The 19,335-nt window shown below is 59.6% G+C and carries 20 protein-coding genes; 5 read left to right on the top strand and 15 right to left on the bottom strand.

All coding sequences use genetic code 11. The features are described from left to right. Positions 1-393 precede the first annotated feature (393 nt). Together PUT78_RS17320 and PUT78_RS17315 are read right to left on the bottom strand one after the other, a co-directional pair. Positions 394-1,770 carry an aminomethyl transferase family protein gene (locus PUT78_RS17320; RefSeq protein WP_274353533.1) on the bottom strand — a complete coding sequence of 459 codons (1,377 nt, stop codon included), beginning with the start codon at positions 1,768-1,770 and terminating at the stop codon, positions 394-396. Further along, positions 1,767-1,991: a hypothetical protein gene (locus PUT78_RS17315; protein ID WP_274353532.1), complete on the bottom strand. Its 225-nt coding sequence runs from the start codon at positions 1,989-1,991 to the stop codon at positions 1,767-1,769. The genes PUT78_RS17320 and PUT78_RS17315 overlap by 4 nt, the downstream gene beginning before the upstream one ends. A gap of 164 nt (positions 1,992-2,155) precedes the next feature. Between PUT78_RS17315 and PUT78_RS17310 the strand changes: the two genes are divergently transcribed. After that, positions 2,156-2,962: a glutathione S-transferase C-terminal domain-containing protein gene (locus PUT78_RS17310; RefSeq protein ID WP_274353531.1), complete on the top strand. Its 807-nt coding sequence runs from the start codon at positions 2,156-2,158 to the stop codon at positions 2,960-2,962. A 50-nt stretch (positions 2,963-3,012) separates the two neighbouring features. On the opposite strand, the gene PUT78_RS17305 is transcribed toward PUT78_RS17310, so the two are convergent. From PUT78_RS17305 to PUT78_RS17255, 11 genes are all read right to left on the bottom strand, one after another. After that, entirely contained in the window at positions 3,013-3,738 is a 726-nt protein-coding gene (locus tag PUT78_RS17305) for an ABC transporter ATP-binding protein (protein WP_274353530.1), read from the bottom strand. After that, entirely contained in the window at positions 3,739-4,464 is a 726-nt protein-coding gene (locus PUT78_RS17300; protein ID WP_274353529.1) for an ABC transporter ATP-binding protein, read from the bottom strand. After that, entirely contained in the window at positions 4,461-5,405 is a 945-nt protein-coding gene (locus PUT78_RS17295) for a branched-chain amino acid ABC transporter permease (RefSeq protein WP_274353528.1), read from the bottom strand. The genes PUT78_RS17300 and PUT78_RS17295 overlap by 4 nt, the downstream gene beginning before the upstream one ends. After that, positions 5,402-6,268: a branched-chain amino acid ABC transporter permease gene (locus PUT78_RS17290; RefSeq protein WP_274353527.1), complete on the bottom strand. Its 867-nt coding sequence runs from the start codon at positions 6,266-6,268 to the stop codon at positions 5,402-5,404. The genes PUT78_RS17295 and PUT78_RS17290 overlap by 4 nt, the downstream gene beginning before the upstream one ends. A 64-nt stretch (positions 6,269-6,332) precedes the next feature. Then, on the bottom strand, positions 6,333-7,529 hold the full coding sequence (locus PUT78_RS17285) for an amino acid ABC transporter substrate-binding protein (protein ID WP_274353526.1): 1,197 nt from the start codon (positions 7,527-7,529) through the stop codon (positions 6,333-6,335). A 107-nt stretch (positions 7,530-7,636) separates the two neighbouring features. Continuing rightward, positions 7,637-7,957 (bottom strand): 2Fe-2S iron-sulfur cluster-binding protein, encoded by a 321-nt coding sequence (locus tag PUT78_RS17280; protein WP_274353525.1) that lies wholly within the window; start codon positions 7,955-7,957, stop codon positions 7,637-7,639. A 68-nt stretch (positions 7,958-8,025) separates the two neighbouring features. Continuing rightward, the gene (locus tag PUT78_RS17275) at positions 8,026-8,565 is read right to left on the bottom strand and encodes a cupin domain-containing protein (RefSeq protein ID WP_274353524.1); all 540 of its coding nucleotides are present in this window, start codon (positions 8,563-8,565) and stop codon (positions 8,026-8,028) included. Further along, entirely contained in the window at positions 8,552-9,229 is a 678-nt protein-coding gene (locus PUT78_RS17270; protein ID WP_274353523.1) for a 4-carboxy-4-hydroxy-2-oxoadipate aldolase/oxaloacetate decarboxylase, read from the bottom strand. Before PUT78_RS17270 ends, PUT78_RS17275 begins: the two co-directional genes overlap by 14 nt. A gap of 7 nt (positions 9,230-9,236) precedes the next feature. After that, positions 9,237-10,151, bottom strand: coding sequence for an ABC transporter substrate-binding protein (locus PUT78_RS17265; RefSeq protein ID WP_274353522.1), 915 nt, complete (start codon positions 10,149-10,151; stop codon positions 9,237-9,239). Between the two features lie 43 nt (positions 10,152-10,194). After that, positions 10,195-11,229 carry an amidohydrolase family protein gene (locus PUT78_RS17260; RefSeq protein ID WP_274353521.1) on the bottom strand — a complete coding sequence of 345 codons (1,035 nt, stop codon included), beginning with the start codon at positions 11,227-11,229 and terminating at the stop codon, positions 10,195-10,197. Further along, positions 11,217-12,419, bottom strand: a complete 1,203-nt coding sequence (locus PUT78_RS17255) for a cytochrome P450 (RefSeq protein ID WP_274353520.1) — start codon at positions 12,417-12,419, stop codon at positions 11,217-11,219. Before PUT78_RS17255 ends, PUT78_RS17260 begins: the two co-directional genes overlap by 13 nt. Before the next feature lie 253 nt (positions 12,420-12,672). Between PUT78_RS17255 and PUT78_RS17250 the strand changes: the two genes are divergently transcribed. The 4 genes from PUT78_RS17250 (at position 12,673) to PUT78_RS17235 (ending at position 16,839) form a co-directional block, all read left to right on the top strand. Further along, positions 12,673-13,038, top strand: coding sequence for a DoxX family protein (locus PUT78_RS17250; RefSeq protein WP_274353519.1), 366 nt, complete (start codon positions 12,673-12,675; stop codon positions 13,036-13,038). A 24-nt stretch (positions 13,039-13,062) separates the two neighbouring features. Further along, positions 13,063-13,713, top strand: coding sequence for a TetR/AcrR family transcriptional regulator (locus PUT78_RS17245; protein ID WP_274353518.1), 651 nt, complete (start codon positions 13,063-13,065; stop codon positions 13,711-13,713). A 359-nt stretch (positions 13,714-14,072) separates the two neighbouring features. Next, a complete protein-coding gene (locus PUT78_RS17240) occupies positions 14,073-15,194 on the top strand; it encodes an alcohol dehydrogenase catalytic domain-containing protein (protein WP_274353517.1) in 1,122 nt (373 codons plus the stop codon). Between the two features lie 25 nt (positions 15,195-15,219). Then, positions 15,220-16,839 (top strand): FAD-dependent monooxygenase, encoded by a 1,620-nt coding sequence (locus PUT78_RS17235; protein ID WP_274353516.1) that lies wholly within the window; start codon positions 15,220-15,222, stop codon positions 16,837-16,839. Positions 16,840-16,965: 126 nt separating this feature from the next. Here PUT78_RS17235 and PUT78_RS17230 read toward each other — a convergent pair whose 3' ends face one another. Together PUT78_RS17230 and PUT78_RS17225 are read right to left on the bottom strand one after the other, a co-directional pair. Continuing rightward, positions 16,966-18,180: an NAD(P)/FAD-dependent oxidoreductase gene (locus PUT78_RS17230; protein ID WP_274353515.1), complete on the bottom strand. Its 1,215-nt coding sequence runs from the start codon at positions 18,178-18,180 to the stop codon at positions 16,966-16,968. Between the two features lie 31 nt (positions 18,181-18,211). Beyond that, positions 18,212-19,321 (bottom strand): S-(hydroxymethyl)glutathione dehydrogenase/class III alcohol dehydrogenase, encoded by a 1,110-nt coding sequence (locus PUT78_RS17225; protein WP_274353514.1) that lies wholly within the window; start codon positions 19,319-19,321, stop codon positions 18,212-18,214. Positions 19,322-19,335: the final 14 nt, after the last annotated feature.

Raw genomic sequence — 19,335 nt, 5'->3', positions numbered from 1 at the left:
ACCTGGAGTGGAAAATGCCGGAAATCGGAGAAATTAATTCTCGTGGATACACAATACTGACGGAGCGTTGGAAATATGTGCATCGTCAAGACTTTCCGCCAACGGGTATTCGACATGCAAACTGATCCGCATGAATCTCACCATCTTGGACGCGATGCCACACTTGAATCTGTCCGGCACGAAATGCGCGAACGGTTGTTTCAGAACCTTATCTCATGCAAGAACCGTGTGACATTGACCGATGAAGATGCTCGCGGGCGGCCACATCCGGGGGAACTCGGGATACATATCAGCGAGAGATAGCTTGACGCACGAGCTGGCCGCCAAGGCCATCTTGAAGATACCCATCAGGATTGAAAGAGCCAGACCGGGCTGGCCTGGCTCTTGCAGTTTTTATTGCTGTTTTGACTTAATAACCTTGTCAAAATAGGGCGCCGGCGCAACTGTCACGCTGATTTCACGCAGGCTGTGGGAGTCAACTGTGGCGCGTTTGCTGTTCGGTTCCCCCCAGAGCATGGTCAGTTTCGTGCCAGGTTGCGCATCCTCAAGATTGACCACGCCCAGCGAAATCATCTTGTTGTTCAGCGCGGTAAAGCCGGGCCATGTCGAAAACCCGACAGATTTGCCGTTGCGCAGCACCGCATCGGCCTGGAATGTCGCATACATCGGCATTGGCATCGCAATAAATTGCGCGCCGCCATTGCGTTTGAACATCGCATCGCCCATGACCCGCGCCACATCTTCATCATCCCATTCCAGGGTAACTTTCGTGCGGGTCTGATTGGCCTGCTTCGCTTTCAGCGCTTTGGCCCCGATAAAGTCACGGTCCCAGTCGATCAGACCGCCATAGCCGATTTCGATCGGATCCACATAGTAATCTTCGATCTTTTCTGACATGAAGCTGCCGCCCAGGGACGCAACGGATTCTAGGAAATAGCTGTTAAGCCATTCACGGTAGGGCTTCATCTCGGCACCGGCATAGATTGCCGGAATCGGCATGGGCAGCCAGCCCGAATGCTGCGCAGTGGTGGAATAGGCCATGGCACCGACCTTGCGCATATTGTATTTCCGGCCCAGCTTGTCAAAAGCCGCGCGGACGGCCTGCTGATCTTCCCAGGCACCGTAAAGTTCAAAACCGGGCGTACCCGCCATACCATGGCGCAATGCGCGTACCGGTTTGCCCGCGATGGTCATGTCGCCCATGCGGAAGAAGTTTATCTGCGGCAGCGTACCGCCAGTGATTTCGCGCATGAGTTCAAGCGCGTGCGGCCCCTGAATCTGGAACCGGAAACTGTGGCGCGGACGCTGGCCTACCGACCAGTTGTCATCCTTGGTGGCCTTAACATCATATTCCGACTGCTCTGCATGGAAAAGCAGCCAGTCGCTGGCGAAGGGCGCGCCGACGACACGGAAGAAGGTCTCGCTTTCGCGGAACAGGATCGCATCGGCGATATAATTCCCGTCATGCCCGGCCAGAACGATCTGTTTGGCCCGCAATTCCTGAAAAGGATCAAGCTTGTTCAGCGCGATGCCGGACAGAAACTTGATGACCTCTGTACCATGCAGGTGCAGTTCGGTCATGTGATAGGATTGTTCCAGAAGCGCAACGCCTTCATTCCAGGCCCGTTGCTCTGCGCGCCAGTTGCTGAATTCCGGGGGTATGCCCGGAAAGACATATGGCCCGAGATTGGAACTGCGCAGGAAATTCACCGCGCCGCCAGCATCCCTGATCAGCGCTTCCAGGCTTGCCGGAGCATCTATAGTAGTCATTCGTTTTTTCCTCCCATTACGAATTGAACGATAGCTGTTTTAATGACGGACATCTCTCTCAACGGGGTTGGCAATGCGGCGATCTGCGGGTTTGCGCAGCAGTCCAGTTGCCTGCGGGCCCCATGCCCGGAACGAAACGAAACGGCCTCCCTCCGTTCCGGTATTGCTGTGTCTTCATCCGCGATGATCCCGCGCGCCTCTGCCGTGACCATAATGCGCATGACACCCTTCCTGCAGAAGAAAGACACATCCACTGATTTTCTTGTCGCATGTGCCGGATTGCGACATTGCGTACCGACTAGAATACCGATACCGCTTGGAATGTCAAGTAAGATGCCGGTCTTCTATCCAGACTTATTGGCGCCAGAAAAATCAAGGATGATCAATGGCTTATCAAATAACCGCCCCCCATAATCTTATCCTTTATGCTGCATGGGGATGCCCGTTTTCGCATCGGCCACTGGCCGCGTTGCACCTTCTTGCGCTGGATTCTGTCGTGCCGGTCCTTTTCGTGGAGGATATCAAACGCGAAGACGGCTGGCGTTTTGCCACCCCCGACCCGGTTTTCGGTACCAGGACCCTGCGGGACCTTTATGATATCGCGGCCCCGGGGCAGGATCTCCGACCGTCTGTTCCGGTCCTGATCGAGCGTGGCAGGAAAAGAATCGTCTCGACTGAATCGCTCGATATCATGCGGTTTTTCTCAACCGGGTTCGCAGGGGCCATGCCGGTCCCGCTGGATCTTTGCCCCACCGACAGACGCGCCGAAATCGCAACAATTACCGCATTCCTGCATGACAGGGTTACCCGCGCTGTCTATCGCGTCGGGCTGGCGCGTGATCAGCATGTCTATGAAACGCAATGCCGGGCGCTTTTTGCCGCATTCGATCAGCTTGAAGAAACCCTCACGACCCGCATATTCCTGCTGGGCGACACCCTGAGCGAGGCGGATCTGGTTCTGTTTCCCACACTGGCGCGTTTCGATGCGATCTACGGGCCGCTGTTTCGCTGCTCCATCGCCCGGATTGCCGATTATCCCGCGCTGTCTTCCTATCTGAAGCGATGCCTCGCCATCCCGTCACTGGCCGCCAGCTTCAGCCTGGAACATGCCAGGACGAACTATTACCGCAGCATCATCCACCGCCCGGACGGCGCCTTCGAGATCAACCCCTCTGGCATCATCCCCCTGTAGCGCACGGTGCCTGAAAAACATTCCGCGCGCCCCCGCGCGCGGCCTTCCGGTCATCCCGGCACCACGTCTTCGCCCAGATAGGCGCGCAGCACGTCCGGGCTGGTGCGCAGCTCATCGGCCGGTCCCTGCCCCACGATATGCCCGTTTTCCAGAAGATAGCCGAAATCTGCGATTTCAAGGCTGAGTCTGGCATTCTGTTCGACCAGCAGAATGCCGATATCCGCCTCTGTCGCGATGCGGCGCAGGGAACGGAACATGTCTTTTGACAATAGCGGCGACAACCCCAGAGAGGGCTCGTCCAGCATCAGGAAATCCGGGCGCGACATCATCGCGCGGCCCATCGCCACCATCTGCTGTTCGCCCCCCGACATCGTCCGGGCAATCTGCGGCAGGCGCTCCCGCAGGCGCGGGAACAGTTCCAGCACATGTTCAAGGCGCGCTTTCTCATCAGTGCGCGCCCGATGTGCAAAGCCGCCCAGATGCAGGTTCTCTGCCACCGAAAGCTTGCCGAAAATGCCGCGCCCTTCCGGCACCAGTGCCAGTCCGGCCTCCACGCGGCGATGCGCAGGCATCCGGGCAATCTCCACCCCGCCCAGCCGGACAGATGCGCCCGGTTCAGTCGGCACCAGCCCGCCAAGCGCCTTCAGAAACGTGGATTTGCCCGCGCCATTGGTTCCCAGAAGAACCGTGATCCTGCCGCGTCTGACATTGGCGGCAACATCGAAAAGTGCCTGATGCCAACCATAGCGCACGGAAACATTTTGTATTTCAAGCATCTAGTCTTCTCCCAGATAGGCCGCCATGACCTGCGGATCGGCCAGCACGTCTGCGGTTGCGCCTTCGCCGATCCTGACGCCGGAATTCATGACCACGCAGCGCCCGCAAAGCGACCGGATCGCATCCATGACATGTTCCACCATGATGATGGTCATTCCTTCTGCGTGAATGGAACGGATCAGGCTTATCGCCATCTGAAGTTCGGCGGGATTAAGCCCCGCAAGCCATTCATCCAGCAGCAGAAGGCGGGGGTCGGCGGCCAGTGCGCGGGCCAGTTCAACCCGTTTCTGGTCGATATAGGTCATTGCCGACAACGGCAGATCGCTGCGCCCTTCCATTCCGACACGTGCCAGCAATTCGCGGGCGCGGGTTTCTGCCTCCGGGCCCCAGCGCCCGGCGCGAGAATAGACGCCCCCCGCAATCACATTCTCCACCGCTGACATGCCGGGAAGAATGCGCACCAGCTGAAAGGTCCGCGCCACCCCGGCCCGCGAGATTGCTGCCGCTGTCAGGCCGGTTATCGGCGAACCATCCAGCCTGATCGTTCCCGCAGTCGCCGGAAGGGCCCCCGATATCAGGTTCATCGTCGTTGTCTTGCCCGAACCGTTTGGCCCGATCAGGCCCAGAAGCTCGCCTTCCGCGACAGAAAAGGACACGTCATTCACCGCGACCAGCCCGCCGAACACCTTGCGCAGACCCTCGATCTGCAGAATTGGCCGCGTCATGGTTTTGCCCCCTGCGCCCTGGTCAGGCGATTGCTGCCAAGCGCCTTGAGCAGAATTCCCGAAACCCCGTCCTTGAGCAGATAGACAATCAGCAAGAACCCCAGCCCGATAATGATATTGATATGTTCGGGAAAATACGCTGAAATGAGATCAGCTATGATGGTGAAGGGGACAACCCCGACCAACGGCCCCCATAACCGCCGGGTTCCGCCCAGCAATGCCATGATCACCACCAGAAAGCTCATGGTCGAATTGAAGGCCGATGCCGGTTCCACATAGGCATAACGCGGTGCCATGATTGCCCCGGCCATGGCGATGAAGGCCCCGGAAATCACAAAGAGGATGATCTTGGAACGGGCCACTTCGATACCGAAATGTCTGGCGACCAGTTCGTCATTGCCGATGACCCGCATCGCAAACCCAAGGCGCGACCGCCCGATCAGCCAGCCGGTCACGAAAATGACCACGATCAGCGCCAGCAGATAATGGAACAGATCGCCTTCGCTATGATCGGTCAGAACGAACAACCCGATGGAGCCGAAGATCTTGGTCTGAAAGTAAGTCACAAGCTGGCGGGCCAGTTCGGCCAGCCCCAGGGTGAAGATCACGAAATACACACCGGACAGGCGCAATGTCATGGCCCCGACACCTGCGGCAAAAACCGCGCCTGCAAGGCCACCCAGCAAGATCACCACCGGGAAGGGCAGGTATTCAACCCCGATCGCCGTGGCATAGATACCGACCCCGAAAAAGGCTGCAGTGGCAAGCGATACAAGATGGGTCGGTCCGGAGAACAGTGTCCAGGCGGTACATAACGCAACATAAAGCGCGATATTGACCGCAAGTGTCAGATAGAACCCCTCTGTCATGAACGGCAGCGCAGCGAAGCACAGGACAACAAGCGCCAGCAAGATCAGTTGAATGAATACGCTTCGTGTCATCCTTTTGCGCCTCCGAACAGGCCCTGCGGGCGGAAAAGAAGGATCACGATGAACAGTCCGTATGTCGCCGCCAGGGTCAGTCCGGGGTCGATCAGACTAGCGACCAGCGTTTCCATCACGCCCAGAATAAGCGCGGCAATTGCAGCGCCGCGCACATCGCCCACGCCGCCCATGATCACGATGATCAGCGCCTTCATGACAAAAACCGCCCCCATGGAGGCATTGAACGTATAGAAGGTCGATAACAGAACGCCGCCACTGGCAGTGATCGCCCCGCCCAATGCAAAAGCGAATGCCGCAATCCGCCCCACATCAATGGCGACAAGGCGCGCGGCATCAGGATCGACCGCGACTGCGCGCACGGCGGTTCCTATCCGGGTTCTGTACAGGAACAGATACAGCGCCAGGGCAATAATGACGGCCGCGAAAAAGGCCGTGACCCGGTTCAGGGCATAACTGCCCCCAAGGAAATCGAAGGGCACAGCAAGAAACTGATAGTTGAAATACGCGCCGCCGAATGCCAGATGCATCAGCCCCTGAAAGAGAAACAGAAGACCAAAGGTCGCAAGGATGGAATCGACCTCAAGCATTCCCTGACTGCTCGCGCGTCTAACCAGCGGGCGCAGCAGTCCAAGATATATCGCCCCGTTCGCGATGAAACCAAGCGGGGCGATGATCAGCAATCCCCAGAGCGGGTTGATCCCCCCCGCTGTGAACAGCAGCCACGCCGCGAAACAGGCCGCGACCAGCGTTTCGCCATTTGATAGGTTCATGATGCGCGCAACACCGTATTGCAGGGTCAGCCCAAGCGCGATCAGGGCATAGGTCCCGCCCAGCAGGATACCTGTCACAAGAATTGTCATTGGAGTCCGCCTTGTTGTCCGGCAAGGCGTTTACAGACGCCCCGCCGGGTTTGCAGATGTCAGATCATCTGGACCAGACAGGCTTGACGAACGGGTCCGCCGCCGCATCCAGTCCCTTGGCATTGACGCCGTAGAAGACGCCGTCATGCCACTGACCCACGTTCCAGACCTGTTCAACAATGTTGTTGCTGAACGAAACCTGACCAATCACAGTATCAAAGCTTCCGCTCTGGATTTCACTGATGACCGCTGCCTTATCAAGGCTGCCGACCCGTTCGATTGCAGTGCCAAGGATTTCCATACCGGCATAGACGATCGGGTTGGCCCAGTAATCCGGCGCAACACCGGTAACCGCAATCTGTTGCGTGCGGAACTGCTGATAGGCGTCGGATACCGGGTCGATGCCACCCATCGACATCACGCCCTCGACGCCATCGCCGAAACGCTCGCCGAAACCTGTCAGCGCGCCACCGACACCGACATAGAAAACCGCAGGATTGAAGCTTTGCACCTGCGCCTGTTCTGTCAGGGCAAAGGAATCCGGCGGGTAGGAATAGGCGACGAAAGCATCCGCCCCCGAAGATTTCGCACCCGAGATGATGGGGGCAAGATCCTGCGCGCCGATCGGATAGGAACTTTCATAGACGATCTCAAATCCGGCTTCCTCGAATGCGGGTTTGCCACCGGCCATCATTTCCAGCCCGAAAGCATCGCCCACATATACAAGTGCGACCTTGTTGCCGACCTCGCCCTTCTCGCGCATGCTGCTCAGTGTTCCGACAATACCAGTGGACAGATCGGACGCCCGGCCAAGCAACCAGAAGGTATTCGGCCATTTTTCGACAAAAGGCTCCAGATCATTCAGGTTGCCGGTCGCCACGATCTGCGGCAGGCCGGCGCGCGCAATCAACGGGGCAGTCGCAAGGTTCAGCCCGGTGCTGTATGGCGCGGCAATGAAATCCACCTTGTCCTGGGTGGTCAGGCGCTGGATGTTCTTCACGGCCTCATCGGGCTGTGACTTGTCATCATATGCGACAAGTTCGATCATCATCTTTTCCCCGCCGACATCCAGCCCGCCCGCTTCGTTCACGTTGTGAACCCATAGCTCAAGCGTGGGCCAATACACTGCCGACGCGGCCCCAGCCTGCGGGCCGCTTCTGGGCGCGCTTGCCCCGATCCTGATCGTATCCGCCGATACGGAACCGGCATTCAGTGCAGCAGATGCGATGACCGCCAGTAAAACTGTCCCAGTATATTTCATGTTCTCCCCTCCCTGTTCAGGTTTGCGCAACCATCACCGACGGCCCTCCTCGGCAAACCAATTGGAATTGTAATACCAAATGGTATTCAGATCAATCCGGATTCTCGTTATTCTTCCGGTGCGATCTCGACAGTGACGCCAGATAATTCGCTGCGCCACGGCACCTGACAACTCAGGCGTGAGTTGGGTTTGCGGAAGTCGGATGCGTCCAGCATTGCATCTTCATCGGCATCCATTTCCGGCAATGCCTGCCCTGCGGGAACATTGTCGATATAGACATGGCAGGTGGCGCAGGACATGCAGCCGCCACACATGGCGATCAGTTCTTCATGTCCCGCATCGCGGATGATTTCCATCAGCGGGACATCGGCGCGCCCCGTAAGCGGGATGGCCCCTCCGTCGCGTGTGATCAGCGTGAAATTCCCCATTGGTTCCTCCTCCGATATTGATATCGCGTGCCTTATGTGCCCCGTATGTGCCCTGCCGACCCCGGCCATTACCGGGCCGCCCCGATCAGAACGAAACACAGCGTCGCGTTCTGATCGCTCTTGTTGCGCCAGGCATGGCGGGTGCCGCACTGCACCACCACATCCCCCCGGGTTAACCGAGTCTGCGCGCCGTCATCCAGTTCCAGCCAGATTTCGCCATCCAGCACGATGTCGTAATCGACAGTATCCGTGGTATGCATGCCGGGGGCATCGGGTTCGAATGTGTCGATCAGGCCGGGAATATGCGTGGCCTGTTCAGCAACCGCCGCCTCTGCATCAGCCCCGGCGAACACAGTATCGGGCGGCATGGTCACGATCATCAGCCGGGTTTCCCCTGGCGCGGGCGGGACGGGCATGCGCGGCGGGGCCTGTTCCGCCTGATCCTGCGGCAGGTTCGGCCTGGCCGCCGTGGCATAGACGACCGATGTCATATGCCCCGGCAATGCAGTGTAGTGATGCGTGTTTGGGACCGGCCCGTCGGACACGAACACGGATTTGCCATCGCGGATGCCGGTAATAACCCGGCGGGGTGTTTCAGGTGGATTCATATTTCAACCCTTTCCTTGCAAGCCGCTCACGCATGTTGTTGATATCCAGACTAAGCTGGCCACTCTCATAGAGATGGCGCTTTTCCTCTTCCATCGCCTCTCTCTGCCGGGCCTTATCAAGCACCGCTGCGGCATCCTGCCTGCGCACCACACAGATCCCGTCATCATCGGCAACAATCACATCGCCCGGATGAATGCGCATATTCGCGCAGGTCACAGGCACCTGCACATCCGCCAGCGTTTCCTTGACCGTTCCCTGCGCATGGACAGTTTTGCTCCAGACCGGGAACTGCATCCGGCGCAGATCGCGCAGATCACGCACCCCGGCATCGATAACGAGTCCCAGCACACCGCGCGCCTTGGCCGAGGCCGCCAGAAGGTCGCCGAAATATCCGTCATCACAGGGGCTGGTCGGGGTCACCACAAGAATATCCCCCGGCTGCGCCTGTTCCATCGCGACATGGATCATCCAGTTATCGCCCGGCGCCACCTCGCAGGTCAGGGCATTGCCGCCGATGCGGGCACCCTCCTGAATGGGGCGGATGCGGGGCGCAAGTAAACCGCGCCGCCCCTGCGCTTCATGGACTGTTGCAACCCCGAGCGCGCCAAGGCTGTGGCAAAGCGCGATATCGGTCCGCGTGACATTGGTGACAACTTTTGCCATCTCCGTGCTACTCCGCTGCTGCAGCAAGATACTGCGGATCAAACGCGCCACGCGCCTTTTGCCGGGCGTCGTCATCCAGCAGACCGGCACGGACCATCAGTTCAATGGAGGTATCCAGCGCCTTGTCTGAAATTGCCAGTTTCGCAGGCCACATTCCCATATCGCGCATATAGACAAGCCCCTGCCGCGCCAGACCGGCATCATCCTTGGTCGTAATCCGCTGGAAGATCGGCAAAATCCTGTCTTCCTGGGCCGGGTCATTGGTGATGTCATGCGCCGCGCTGAGTGCCGCGAGCAGACGCTGTATCGTGTCGCGGTTCTTGTCCAGCCAGGCGGCATTCCCGATCAGACCCGTGAAGATCACCTCTGGTATGGCCGCGTTGACCTCGCCGATCAGGTTGTAGCCCGCGCGCGCGGCCATGAAATTCCACGGCGCAGGTTGTGGCGCGCAATCGATCGTGCCCGCCTGCAAGGCGTCCCAGCGGGTGGTGTGAATGCCGGCCAGTTCGAAGTCGTAATCATCCGGATAGCTCAGTCCGGCATCGGCCAGCAGAATCCGGGTATAGATTGCGGTCCCTTCCGTCAGCGATGACGTGCCGATTTTCGCGCCCTTCAGCCCGCTCAGCGCCGTGATCCCGGGCCGGGCCACCAGTGACATCGGCAGACGGACAGCATTGGCGGCCACGATACGAAGATCGCCGCCATCGACAAAATCCCGCAACACCCCTTCCGGCGGGGTGATGGCCAGTTCCGCCCCCCCTTCCAGAACTGCGCTGGTGGCCAGCGCGACGCCGCCCATCTTCCTGTAGTCGATCTCCAGCCCGTGCTTGCGGAACAGGCCGAATTCCTCGGCGACGAAAACCGGCAGCCAGTTGAACCCCTGCGCGCCCCCGGCAATACGAAACCTGGTCAGCTCAGCCATGGAACTTCTCCCTGTAAATTAAACGGTAATGTCGGTCAGGCCGTCACCGGCCCTGCATCTTCAGCCGCGCGTCCAGCCGAGGATAGACCCGGCGCGCATTGCCTTCGAACACGGCATGGCGGGTGGCCGCGTCCAGACCAAGATTGTCGATATAGCGTCTGGTGTCATCGAACGGGTGGCCGGTTTCCGGGTCCGTGGCCTTCACCGCGCCCAGCAATTCGGACCCGAACAGAATGTTCTTGCTGTCCACGACCTTGAACAGGGTCTCGATTCCGGCCTGATGATAAACGCAGGTATCGAAATAAAGATTATGCATCAGATGGTCGGACAGGGTCGGCTTGTTCAGCATCATCGACAGGCCACGATAGCGCCCCCAGTGATAGGGCGCAGCGCCACCGCCATGGGGAATGATCAGCCGCAGCCCGGGATGACGCTGGAACAGGTCCCCTTCTATCAACTGCATGAACACGGCCGTGTCACCATTGATGTAATGGGCCCCGGTCGTGTGCAGGCAACGCTCGCAGGATCCGGAAACATGGATCATCGCAGGCACGTCCAGACGCACCATCGCCTCCCATAGCGGGTCCCACCAGGGGTCATAGACCGGCGGCGCCGACCATTTCCCGCCCGAAGGGTCCGGGTTCAGGTTGCAGCCGACAAACCCCTCTTGCACGCAGCGTTCCAGTTCGGCCACCACCGGGGCCAGATCCCCGTCGACAGTTTGCGGCAACTGGCAGACCCCGGCAAAATTCTCCGGGTACAGCTCAAAGATGCGCCTGATATTATTATTCGACACCCGCGCCCATTCGCCAGCGATGTCATCATCGCCGATATGGTGCCCCATGCCACTTGCACGCGGCGAGATGATCGTCACATCAGAGCCGCGCTCGCGCTGCATCCGCAGTTGATTGGCCGCGATGATCCCGGACAATTCCGCATCCGGTATACCGGGATAGTCCGGCCGCGCGCCCTTGCCTTCGGCAAAGGCAATCTGCGCCTTGCGATAGTCGTGATGATACTGCGGCTCGGTCGTGAAATGACCGTGACAGTCGATGACAAGGCCCATCAGGCGTCCCACTTCACCGGAAGTTCCTTGACACCCCGGAACCGCCAGCCGCTGGCCACCACGTTCTTGTCGGGATCAAGACGGATATTGGGCAACTGCCTGAACACCTCTGTCATGATGATTTCGCCCATTGCCCGGCTCAGGAAATGCCCCGAGCAGAAATGCGGCCGGAAACCGAAGGTCAGATGTGGCTTTTTCTTGCGGAACATGTCGAACCGGTCCGGATCATCGAACCGGGTTTCATCGCGATTGGCCGAAGACATGACGATGGCCACGGTCGATCCCGCAGGAATGGTGACACCGTTCAGTTCGAAATCCGCATTGGCCACGCGCGGCGTCACGCCAATGGGGGCAATCCAGCGAAGACCTTCGTCAAAGGCTTTCAGCGCATGTTCATCGGGGGCGTCAAGCATTGCCCTGCGCTGCTCTGCATCCATCAGCAGGCCCGTGGCCGCATTTGCCGCCGCATGTCCGGGTTCCTGAAACCCACCCAGAAAGATCACCCGCATGGTCGGCAACAACTCTTCAAACGACCGGACCTGCCCCTCTGGCATGCCACCATAGATAATATGGTTGGTGATCGCGCGCGGTCTGGGTTTGGCCAGACAGTCCTCATAGAGTTTGCCGAAATGCTTGTTGATATCCGCATTCGTGCGCTCCAGCCGGTCCCAGACCGCCTGCGGGTCGGGCAAGGGCGCACCGGCCCCCAGCGCCAGACCATCGGCCATGGCGTAGAACCATTCATAAAGGTTTTCCAGCGGGGTTTCAGTGAACCCCAGCGCATCACCAACGCAGCGCACCGATACCGGCTCGAACAGATCGGTGGTCAGGTTGGCTTCACCCCTGGGTTTCAACTCATCCAGAAAACGCTGCAGGACAGGACGGGTAAGTTCATCCACATAGCTGCGCACATGCGGCTGATCGACAATCGCATCAATGCCTTTGCGCAGGCTCTGATGCCTTTCGCCAGACATGGTCAGCACATTCGGCGTGCCCATCACGCGAAATTCCGGCCGCCCTTCGGTTGCGGCTGGGCCGAAAACCTTGTCATTGCTGCCAACGATGCGGCAATCATCATAGCGGGTCACCAGAAATTCCTGGGTGGCCTCGTAGAAATGGACGGGGGCTTCTTTGCGTAGCCGCGCAAACACCGGATAGGGGTCGCTGAACAGCGCCTCCGAGTTCAGAAAATCAAACGACATTACGACGTCCTCCCTGACGATACATTCCTGACCGGACCCTCCCGTCCGGACCGTCCCACTTCCGGGTCCCTACTTAGGATACCTATCAGTGTTCCGATACCTTTTAGTATTCCAATAGCCACCACACGTCAAGTGTTCATATTCCGGCGCCGCAAAGATTGACATTCCTTCCGGTTTTCAGATACGAAATGGTTGCCGCACGCATGCCCTGCAGCGCAGGACATGACAGCGCGGCTTCCGGGAGATTACGCAAATGTCTGACACGATTGACTTGTTCCGCCTTTTTCAGGTCATTTGCGGCGCCTGGTTCATTCCCCATCTGATCGGGAAAATCCGGCATTTCGGAAAAGCACAAGGAACATTCGAAGCCGCCGGCCTGAAGCCGGGGGTGGTCTTTCTAATCGCGGCAATCGTGATGGAAACTGTAGCGGTCATCGGATTGGGGGCGGGACTCGCACCAAGAACCGGCGGGCTGGTCGGGGCCATGGCGCTTCTGGGCGCGGCCTATGCTGTCGTCAGAATTAATGGTTTCAACTGGCGCTGGCAGAATATGGGGCCTGAATATCCGCTGTTCTGGGCTATGATGTGCCTGATTGCCGGTTTCATCCAGCCGGTCTGAAAACGACAAAAGAAAAGGTTCGACATGGTTTCTACAGCACCAAGGAAAAAAAGGCTTTCACGCGCGGAAAGCCAGGCCGCCACGCGACGGAAGCTGCTTGAATCGGCCTTCGAAGTGGTTTCGCGCCACGGGTATGACGGGGCTTCCGTGGAAATGATCGCGGAAGAGGCCGGATTCTCGAAGGGCGCCTTCTACTCCAATTTCAACAGCAAGGAAGACATCCTTCTGCAATTGCTTCACACCAATGCCTCGAATGATGTGGAGGATCTGACAGAACTGTTCGCAGATCTTGATGATGCCGAAAGCGTGCTCTCGGCCCTGAAACACTGGAGTGACAGCCGCAGCGCCAACCAGAAATGGGGGACGATCGCCATCGAATTCGTCCGGCGCACCATCCATGACGGCGACCCCGACAATCCGCAGTTGAACATCTTTGTCGCGCAGTGGAAAGGCGTCGGAAAACTCCTGCAGAAGAAACTGAATATTTCCCCGTCGCGGATTTCGGCGCTCAATCTTGGCGGGCTTGTTCTTGAAGTGACATATGGCGGGATCTCGGGTTTCCTCAAGGTGAATACATCCGGCGAAATGCTGGATGACATGCTGCGGATGATGCTCGGGCCGCCCGCGTCGGAACCCGCTGACAGCCAGGGCGGGGCGGAATCCGGCCAGCAATAACGGCGCGTCCTCAGGGCGCGTTACGGGCCATGCTGCGGCCCATATCCGGGTCACGGCAGAAGGCCGGTTTCCTGCGCCCCGGACATGCCCTGACGCGGGCAACACCTGCGTCAGAACCGGCTGTGTCAGGCGCGCACCCCCGGCCCGCGCGCCCCTGCAGACAGCAGATGCCCCCCCAATACCTACGCCATACCCCCATCAGCGCCCGCCCCCGGCAGCGCTGTGTCATGTCATCGCGACTCATGAAGATGATGTGTGGTTTTTGAAATCTTTTTAGCACTTGCATACTCACTGGTATCTGATTAACCTCCCGCTTGCTCAGTCCCCGATCTGAGCGGCACACCGGAGGAGGACGGACCATGCCAGCTATTCCAGAAACCATGACCGTGGCGCGGATGCACGCTGTGGGGGAGGCGCTGAAACTTGAAAAGGTGCCGGTCCCCACACTGGGGTCAAATGATGTTCTGATCCGGGTGCGCGCCTGCGGGATTGTCCCTAATCTGGGCAATATCCTGGCAAACTGGACAACCTGGTATCCGCAAATGCCCTTGCCGCCCCTGCCCGCCATCTTCGGCCTGGACCCCGCCGGAGAGATCGCGGCGACAGGTGATCTGGTTCACAATCTCAGGCCCGGTGACCGGGTTTATGTGAACCCGCTGCGCAGCTGCGGGTCCTGCAGGCATTGCCGCAGGGGGGATGAACGTTCCTGCCGCCATGCCGCGTTCCAGGGGTATTTCGGTTTCAGCCCCTTCGCGTTGCAGACCTTTGGGGACTACACGACCGGGGGTCTGGGCGAATACATGGTCGCGCCCGCCTCTGCCATCGTCAGCCTGCCTGACAACATGAGCTATGATCACGCCGCACGACTGGGCTATATGGGCACGGCCTATTCAGCCCTGTGCAAATCCGGCGCAGGCGTCAGCGACACCGTGCTGGTAAACGGGATCAGCGGCACGCTCGGCATCGGCTGCGCGGTGTTCGGTCTGGCCATGGGGATCAGAAAGATCCTCGGAACAGCCCGCGACAAGGCCCTTCTGGAAGACATCAGGGCACTGGCCCCCCACCGGATAGAAGTGCATTCCATCAAAGACGGCCCGGTCGATGAATGGGCCCGCAGCCACACTGTAGATGGCGAAGGCGTTGATGCCTTCATCGACTGCAACGGCCCCGGTGCCGCGCATGAAAGCTTTATTCAGGGAATGCGTGCCCTGCGCCGCGGCGGCACAGCCGTGGATATCGGCGCGCTGACCGGTGACGTTCCGATGGATCTGCATTTCATGATGGATAACAACCAGACATTCATCGGCTCGCAATGGTTCACCACCGAAGAAGGCCAGCAAATGGCCGATATGGTCGGCGCAGGTGTCGCGGATTTTTCCTGTCTGGAAACACATGCCGTACCGCTGGCAGACGTGAACGCGGCAATCTCGGGCATTGCCGGGCGCCATGGCGGCTTTTCCAATTTCGTCATCCATCCCTGATCCTCAGACCACAGGAATTCCGGACATGAAACATGTATCCGTACTGGTCGCAGGCGGCGGTCCCGTCGGGCTGACCCTGGCGCGGGATCTGGCACAGCGCGGCGTGGATTGCCTGCTGGTGGAACGCAACCCGACCACGACCAGACATCCCAAGATGGACAATACCAATGTCCGCAGCATGGAGCTGTTCCGCCACGCCGGGCTGGAAGACCAGCTGCGCGCGGTTGCCGTGCCCCAGGACCACCCTTTCGATGTGGCCTGGGTCACGACCATGACCGGTAATGAGCTGATGCGCTTTTCCTACCGCGCGCCCGCCGAAGACCGCGTGCATTACCAGACGGTCAATGACGGCGCGCAACCTTTCGCCCCCCCGATGCGGGTGTCGCAGGCAGAAATTGAACCGGTCCTGCGCAAGGCCCTGGAAGCAGAGGATCTGGCCGAGATCCGGTTTTCAACCACGCTGACCGATCTGCAAGAAGATCCTGACGGGGTAACCGCCACCATCCGCGATGAAACCACCGGCAGGACCGAACAGATCCGCTGCCAGTATCTGGCCGGTTGCGATGGCGGCGGCAGCACAGTGCGCGAAGCTGCCGGGATCAGGCTTGATGGCCGTTTCAGCATCATGCCGCGCTTCATGACACATTTCCGCACTGATGACCCTGCGGCGCGGGCGCTTCTGCAACGCTGGGGAATGACCTGGCACTACCAGTCGGTCCATGGCACGCTGATCGCGCAGAATGATGTCGACACCTGGACATTGCACACCCGCTACCCCGACAATGTCACGGATGGCGTGTCACCCGAAGCGCTGGTCGCGCGTTTCACCGGCAGGGAAATCCCCATGGAAACCCTTGTGGCCAATCCCTGGTCACCGCATCTGGCCGTGGCACAAAGCGCGGGAACCGCCCGGATCCTGCTGGCCGGGGATGCGGGCCATCAGTATATTCCCACTGGCGGCTATGGCATGAATACCGGCATAGGCGATGCTTACGCTCTGGGCTGGATGCTGGCCGCGGTTGTGCGGGGCTTTGCCGGCCAGCCGCTGCTGGAGGGCTACAAGGCCGAGCGCTGGCCTGTCTGGCAGCGCAATCTGGCGGCATCGGCGCGCCATAACGCCGTGCGGGGGCAGATTGCCGCCCTTTATGAAGATGCGGCAATCCATCAGCCCGGCCCTGCGGGTGACGCAGTGCGCAGGGACGCCGCCGCAAAGATTGCCGCAATCGGCAATGCCGAGAATGAAAGCCATGGGATCGAGCTGGGATATGTCTATGCCACATCGCCCGTGGTCGCGACTGAAGACCTTCTGCCCTCGGACGACCCGGTCACCTATGTCCCCACAACGCAGCCGGGTGCGCGGCTGCCCAGCCTTTATCTGCATGACGGGCGCGCGGTCTTTGACGAACTGGGCCAGTGGTTCACAATCATCGCACAGGAAGATGCCGACATAACGGGGCTTGAGGCATCAGCACATGCGACGGGCATTCCCCTGACCGTGCTGCGCCATGATGACGCCCATGCCCGCGCAGTCTGGGGCGCCGGTATTCTGGTGGTGCGGCCGGACCAGCATGTGGCCTGGCGCGGCAATAGCGGCCCCGACCGGGACACGGCGCAGCGCCTGTGGAACCGCTTTCTGGGCCGGTGAATCGGGGCCAGTAAACCCGGACCGGTAAATCCGGGCGCATGTCGCGCAAAGGCGCATGTCACGACAAAAGCGGGGTCAGTACAAAAGCGGGGTCATGGGCCCCGCCTTTTCCGGCCCGTTTCCTGCTCAGCGGGTGACAAACGCGCGCAATTGCATATCAGGATCGGCAAGGGCGTTCAGATCCGGCTTCAGCCCCATCTCTATGGCCTTGCGCCCCTGCACGAAATCCCTGGGCCGGTTGACACAATCAAGCGCGATAAGCCTGCCGTCTTTCAGATAAGCCAGCGAGAAGCTGGCCGTGGCCGGATCGCCGCGCAGCACCCAGTCATCATGGCCGGTATTCAGGCCGATGGTCTGCAGTTTCAGATCATACTGGTTCGACCAGAACCAGGGCAGCGCTGCATAAGGCTGCGGGTCGCCGCAGATTGTCCGGGCCACGGCAGAGGCCTGATCAGTGGCATTCTGAACGGATTCGATACGGATACCAGGCCCGTCGCGCAGCAAGGCGCAATCGCCGATGCAATACACATCCGTCAGGGTCGTCCGGCAGAATGCGTCAACGACAATACCATTCGCCGTTTCCGCACCCGCCGCCCGCAACACGCTGACTTCAGGATCAATCCCCACACCCACGATCACAAGATCGGCGGGCAGGGTTCCGCCACCTTCCAGCGTGACCCCTTCGACCTGACCACTGCCGGTAATCGCGGCAACGCCTGTGCCCGGCCGGATATCAACGCCTTTTGACTGATGATATTCCTGATAAAAGCGGGAAACCGGAGCAGCGGCCACACGCGCCAGCACGCGGTCCTGCATTTCCAGCAGGGTTACGTCCACCCCCCTGGCCCGCAGCACGGCTGCCGCTTCCAGCCCGATATATCCGCCCCCGATGATGACCGCACGACAGGCCCCTTCCAGACGCTTTATCAGGGCATCGGCATCGGTTCTGCTGCGCAGGGTAAATACGCCGGGCAGATCAGCGCCCGGACAACTCAGCCCCCGCGCACGCCCGCCTGCCGACCAGATCAGCTGGCCGTATCCGATGGTTTCGCCAGTATCGCATGTGACCGTATGCGCGCAGGCATCAACAGATACGACCCGCAGGCCCAGCTTCAGGTCAATGGCACGCTGCGCCCAGAAATCTTCGGGACGCAGCGCGATACGATCAAAACATCTGGCGCCGGAAAGATAATCCTTGGACACGCTTGGCCGGTCATAGGGTATATCCGCCTCTTCGCCGATAATTGCGATACTGCCCCCGAACCCGGCCTGACGCAGGGCCTGGGCGGCCTGCGCACCACCATGCCCGCCGCCGACGATCACACACTCATATCTGTTCATGGCCAGCCTCCCCGCTATCCGCCGCCTGATGTCAGAACACGACAACCGAACGGATCGACGCGCCCGCATGCATCAGATCGAAACCCTTGTTGATCTCCTCCAGACTCAGCACATGGGTGATCATCGGATCGATCTCGATCTTGCCGTCCATGTACCAGTCGACGATTTCAGGCACATCCGTGCGGCCCTTCGCACCACCGAAGGCCGTGCCTTTCCAGACCCGGCCGGTAACAAGCTGGAAAGGACGTGTGGCAATTTCCCTGCCCGCCTCGGCCACGCCGATAATGATCGACTCGCCCCAGCCCCGGTGACAGCATTCCAGCGCCTGGCGCATCACCTCGGTATTTCCGGTGCAGTCGAAGGAATAATCCGCGCCACCATCAGTCAGCGCCACGATATGCGTGACCACATCTGTATCAATTCTGGCAGGGTTGACGAAATCGGTCATGCCGAAACGTCTGCCCCAGCCGGCCTTGTCATCATTGATGTCTACACCGACAATCCGGTCGGCACCCGCCATCCGCGCGCCCTGAATCACATTCAGACCGATACCGCCCAGCCCGAACACCACCACAGTGGACCCCGGCGTGACCCTGGCAGTGTTTATCACCGCGCCCACACCCGTCGTCACACCGCAGCCGATATAGCAGGCCTTGTCGAACGGCGCATCCTTGCGGATTTTTGCAACCGCGATTTCAGGCAGAACCACGAAATTGGAGAATGTCGAACACCCCATATAGTGATAGATCGTTTCGCCCTTGTAGCGCATCCGTGACGTGCCATCGGGCATGACGCCCCGGCCCTGAGTGCCGCGGATCGACGTACACAGATTCGACTTACCCGAAACACAGGTTTTGCATTCGCGGCATTCGGGGGTGTACAGCGGGATCACGTGATCATCGGGGGCCACGGATTTCACGCCGGGGCCTGTCTCGCGCACGATCCCTGCCCCCTCATGACCCAGAACAGCGGGGAATATCCCCTCGCTGTCCAGCCCGTCCAGCGTATAGGCATCAGTATGGCAGATACCTGTGGCCATAAGCTCGACCAGAACCTCGCCCTCTTTCGGGCCTTCCAGGTCAAGCTCGACAATCTCAAGCGGCTTCTTGGCCTCGAAGGCCACGGCTGCGCGCGTTTTCATGGGGTGTCGTCCTT

Source organism: Roseinatronobacter alkalisoli, from assembly GCF_028745735.1.
Classification (GTDB): domain Bacteria; phylum Pseudomonadota; class Alphaproteobacteria; order Rhodobacterales; family Rhodobacteraceae; genus Roseinatronobacter; species Roseinatronobacter alkalisoli.
Note: the sequence above shows the minus strand (reverse complement) of the source record. Positions and strands in the feature narration are given on the sequence as shown.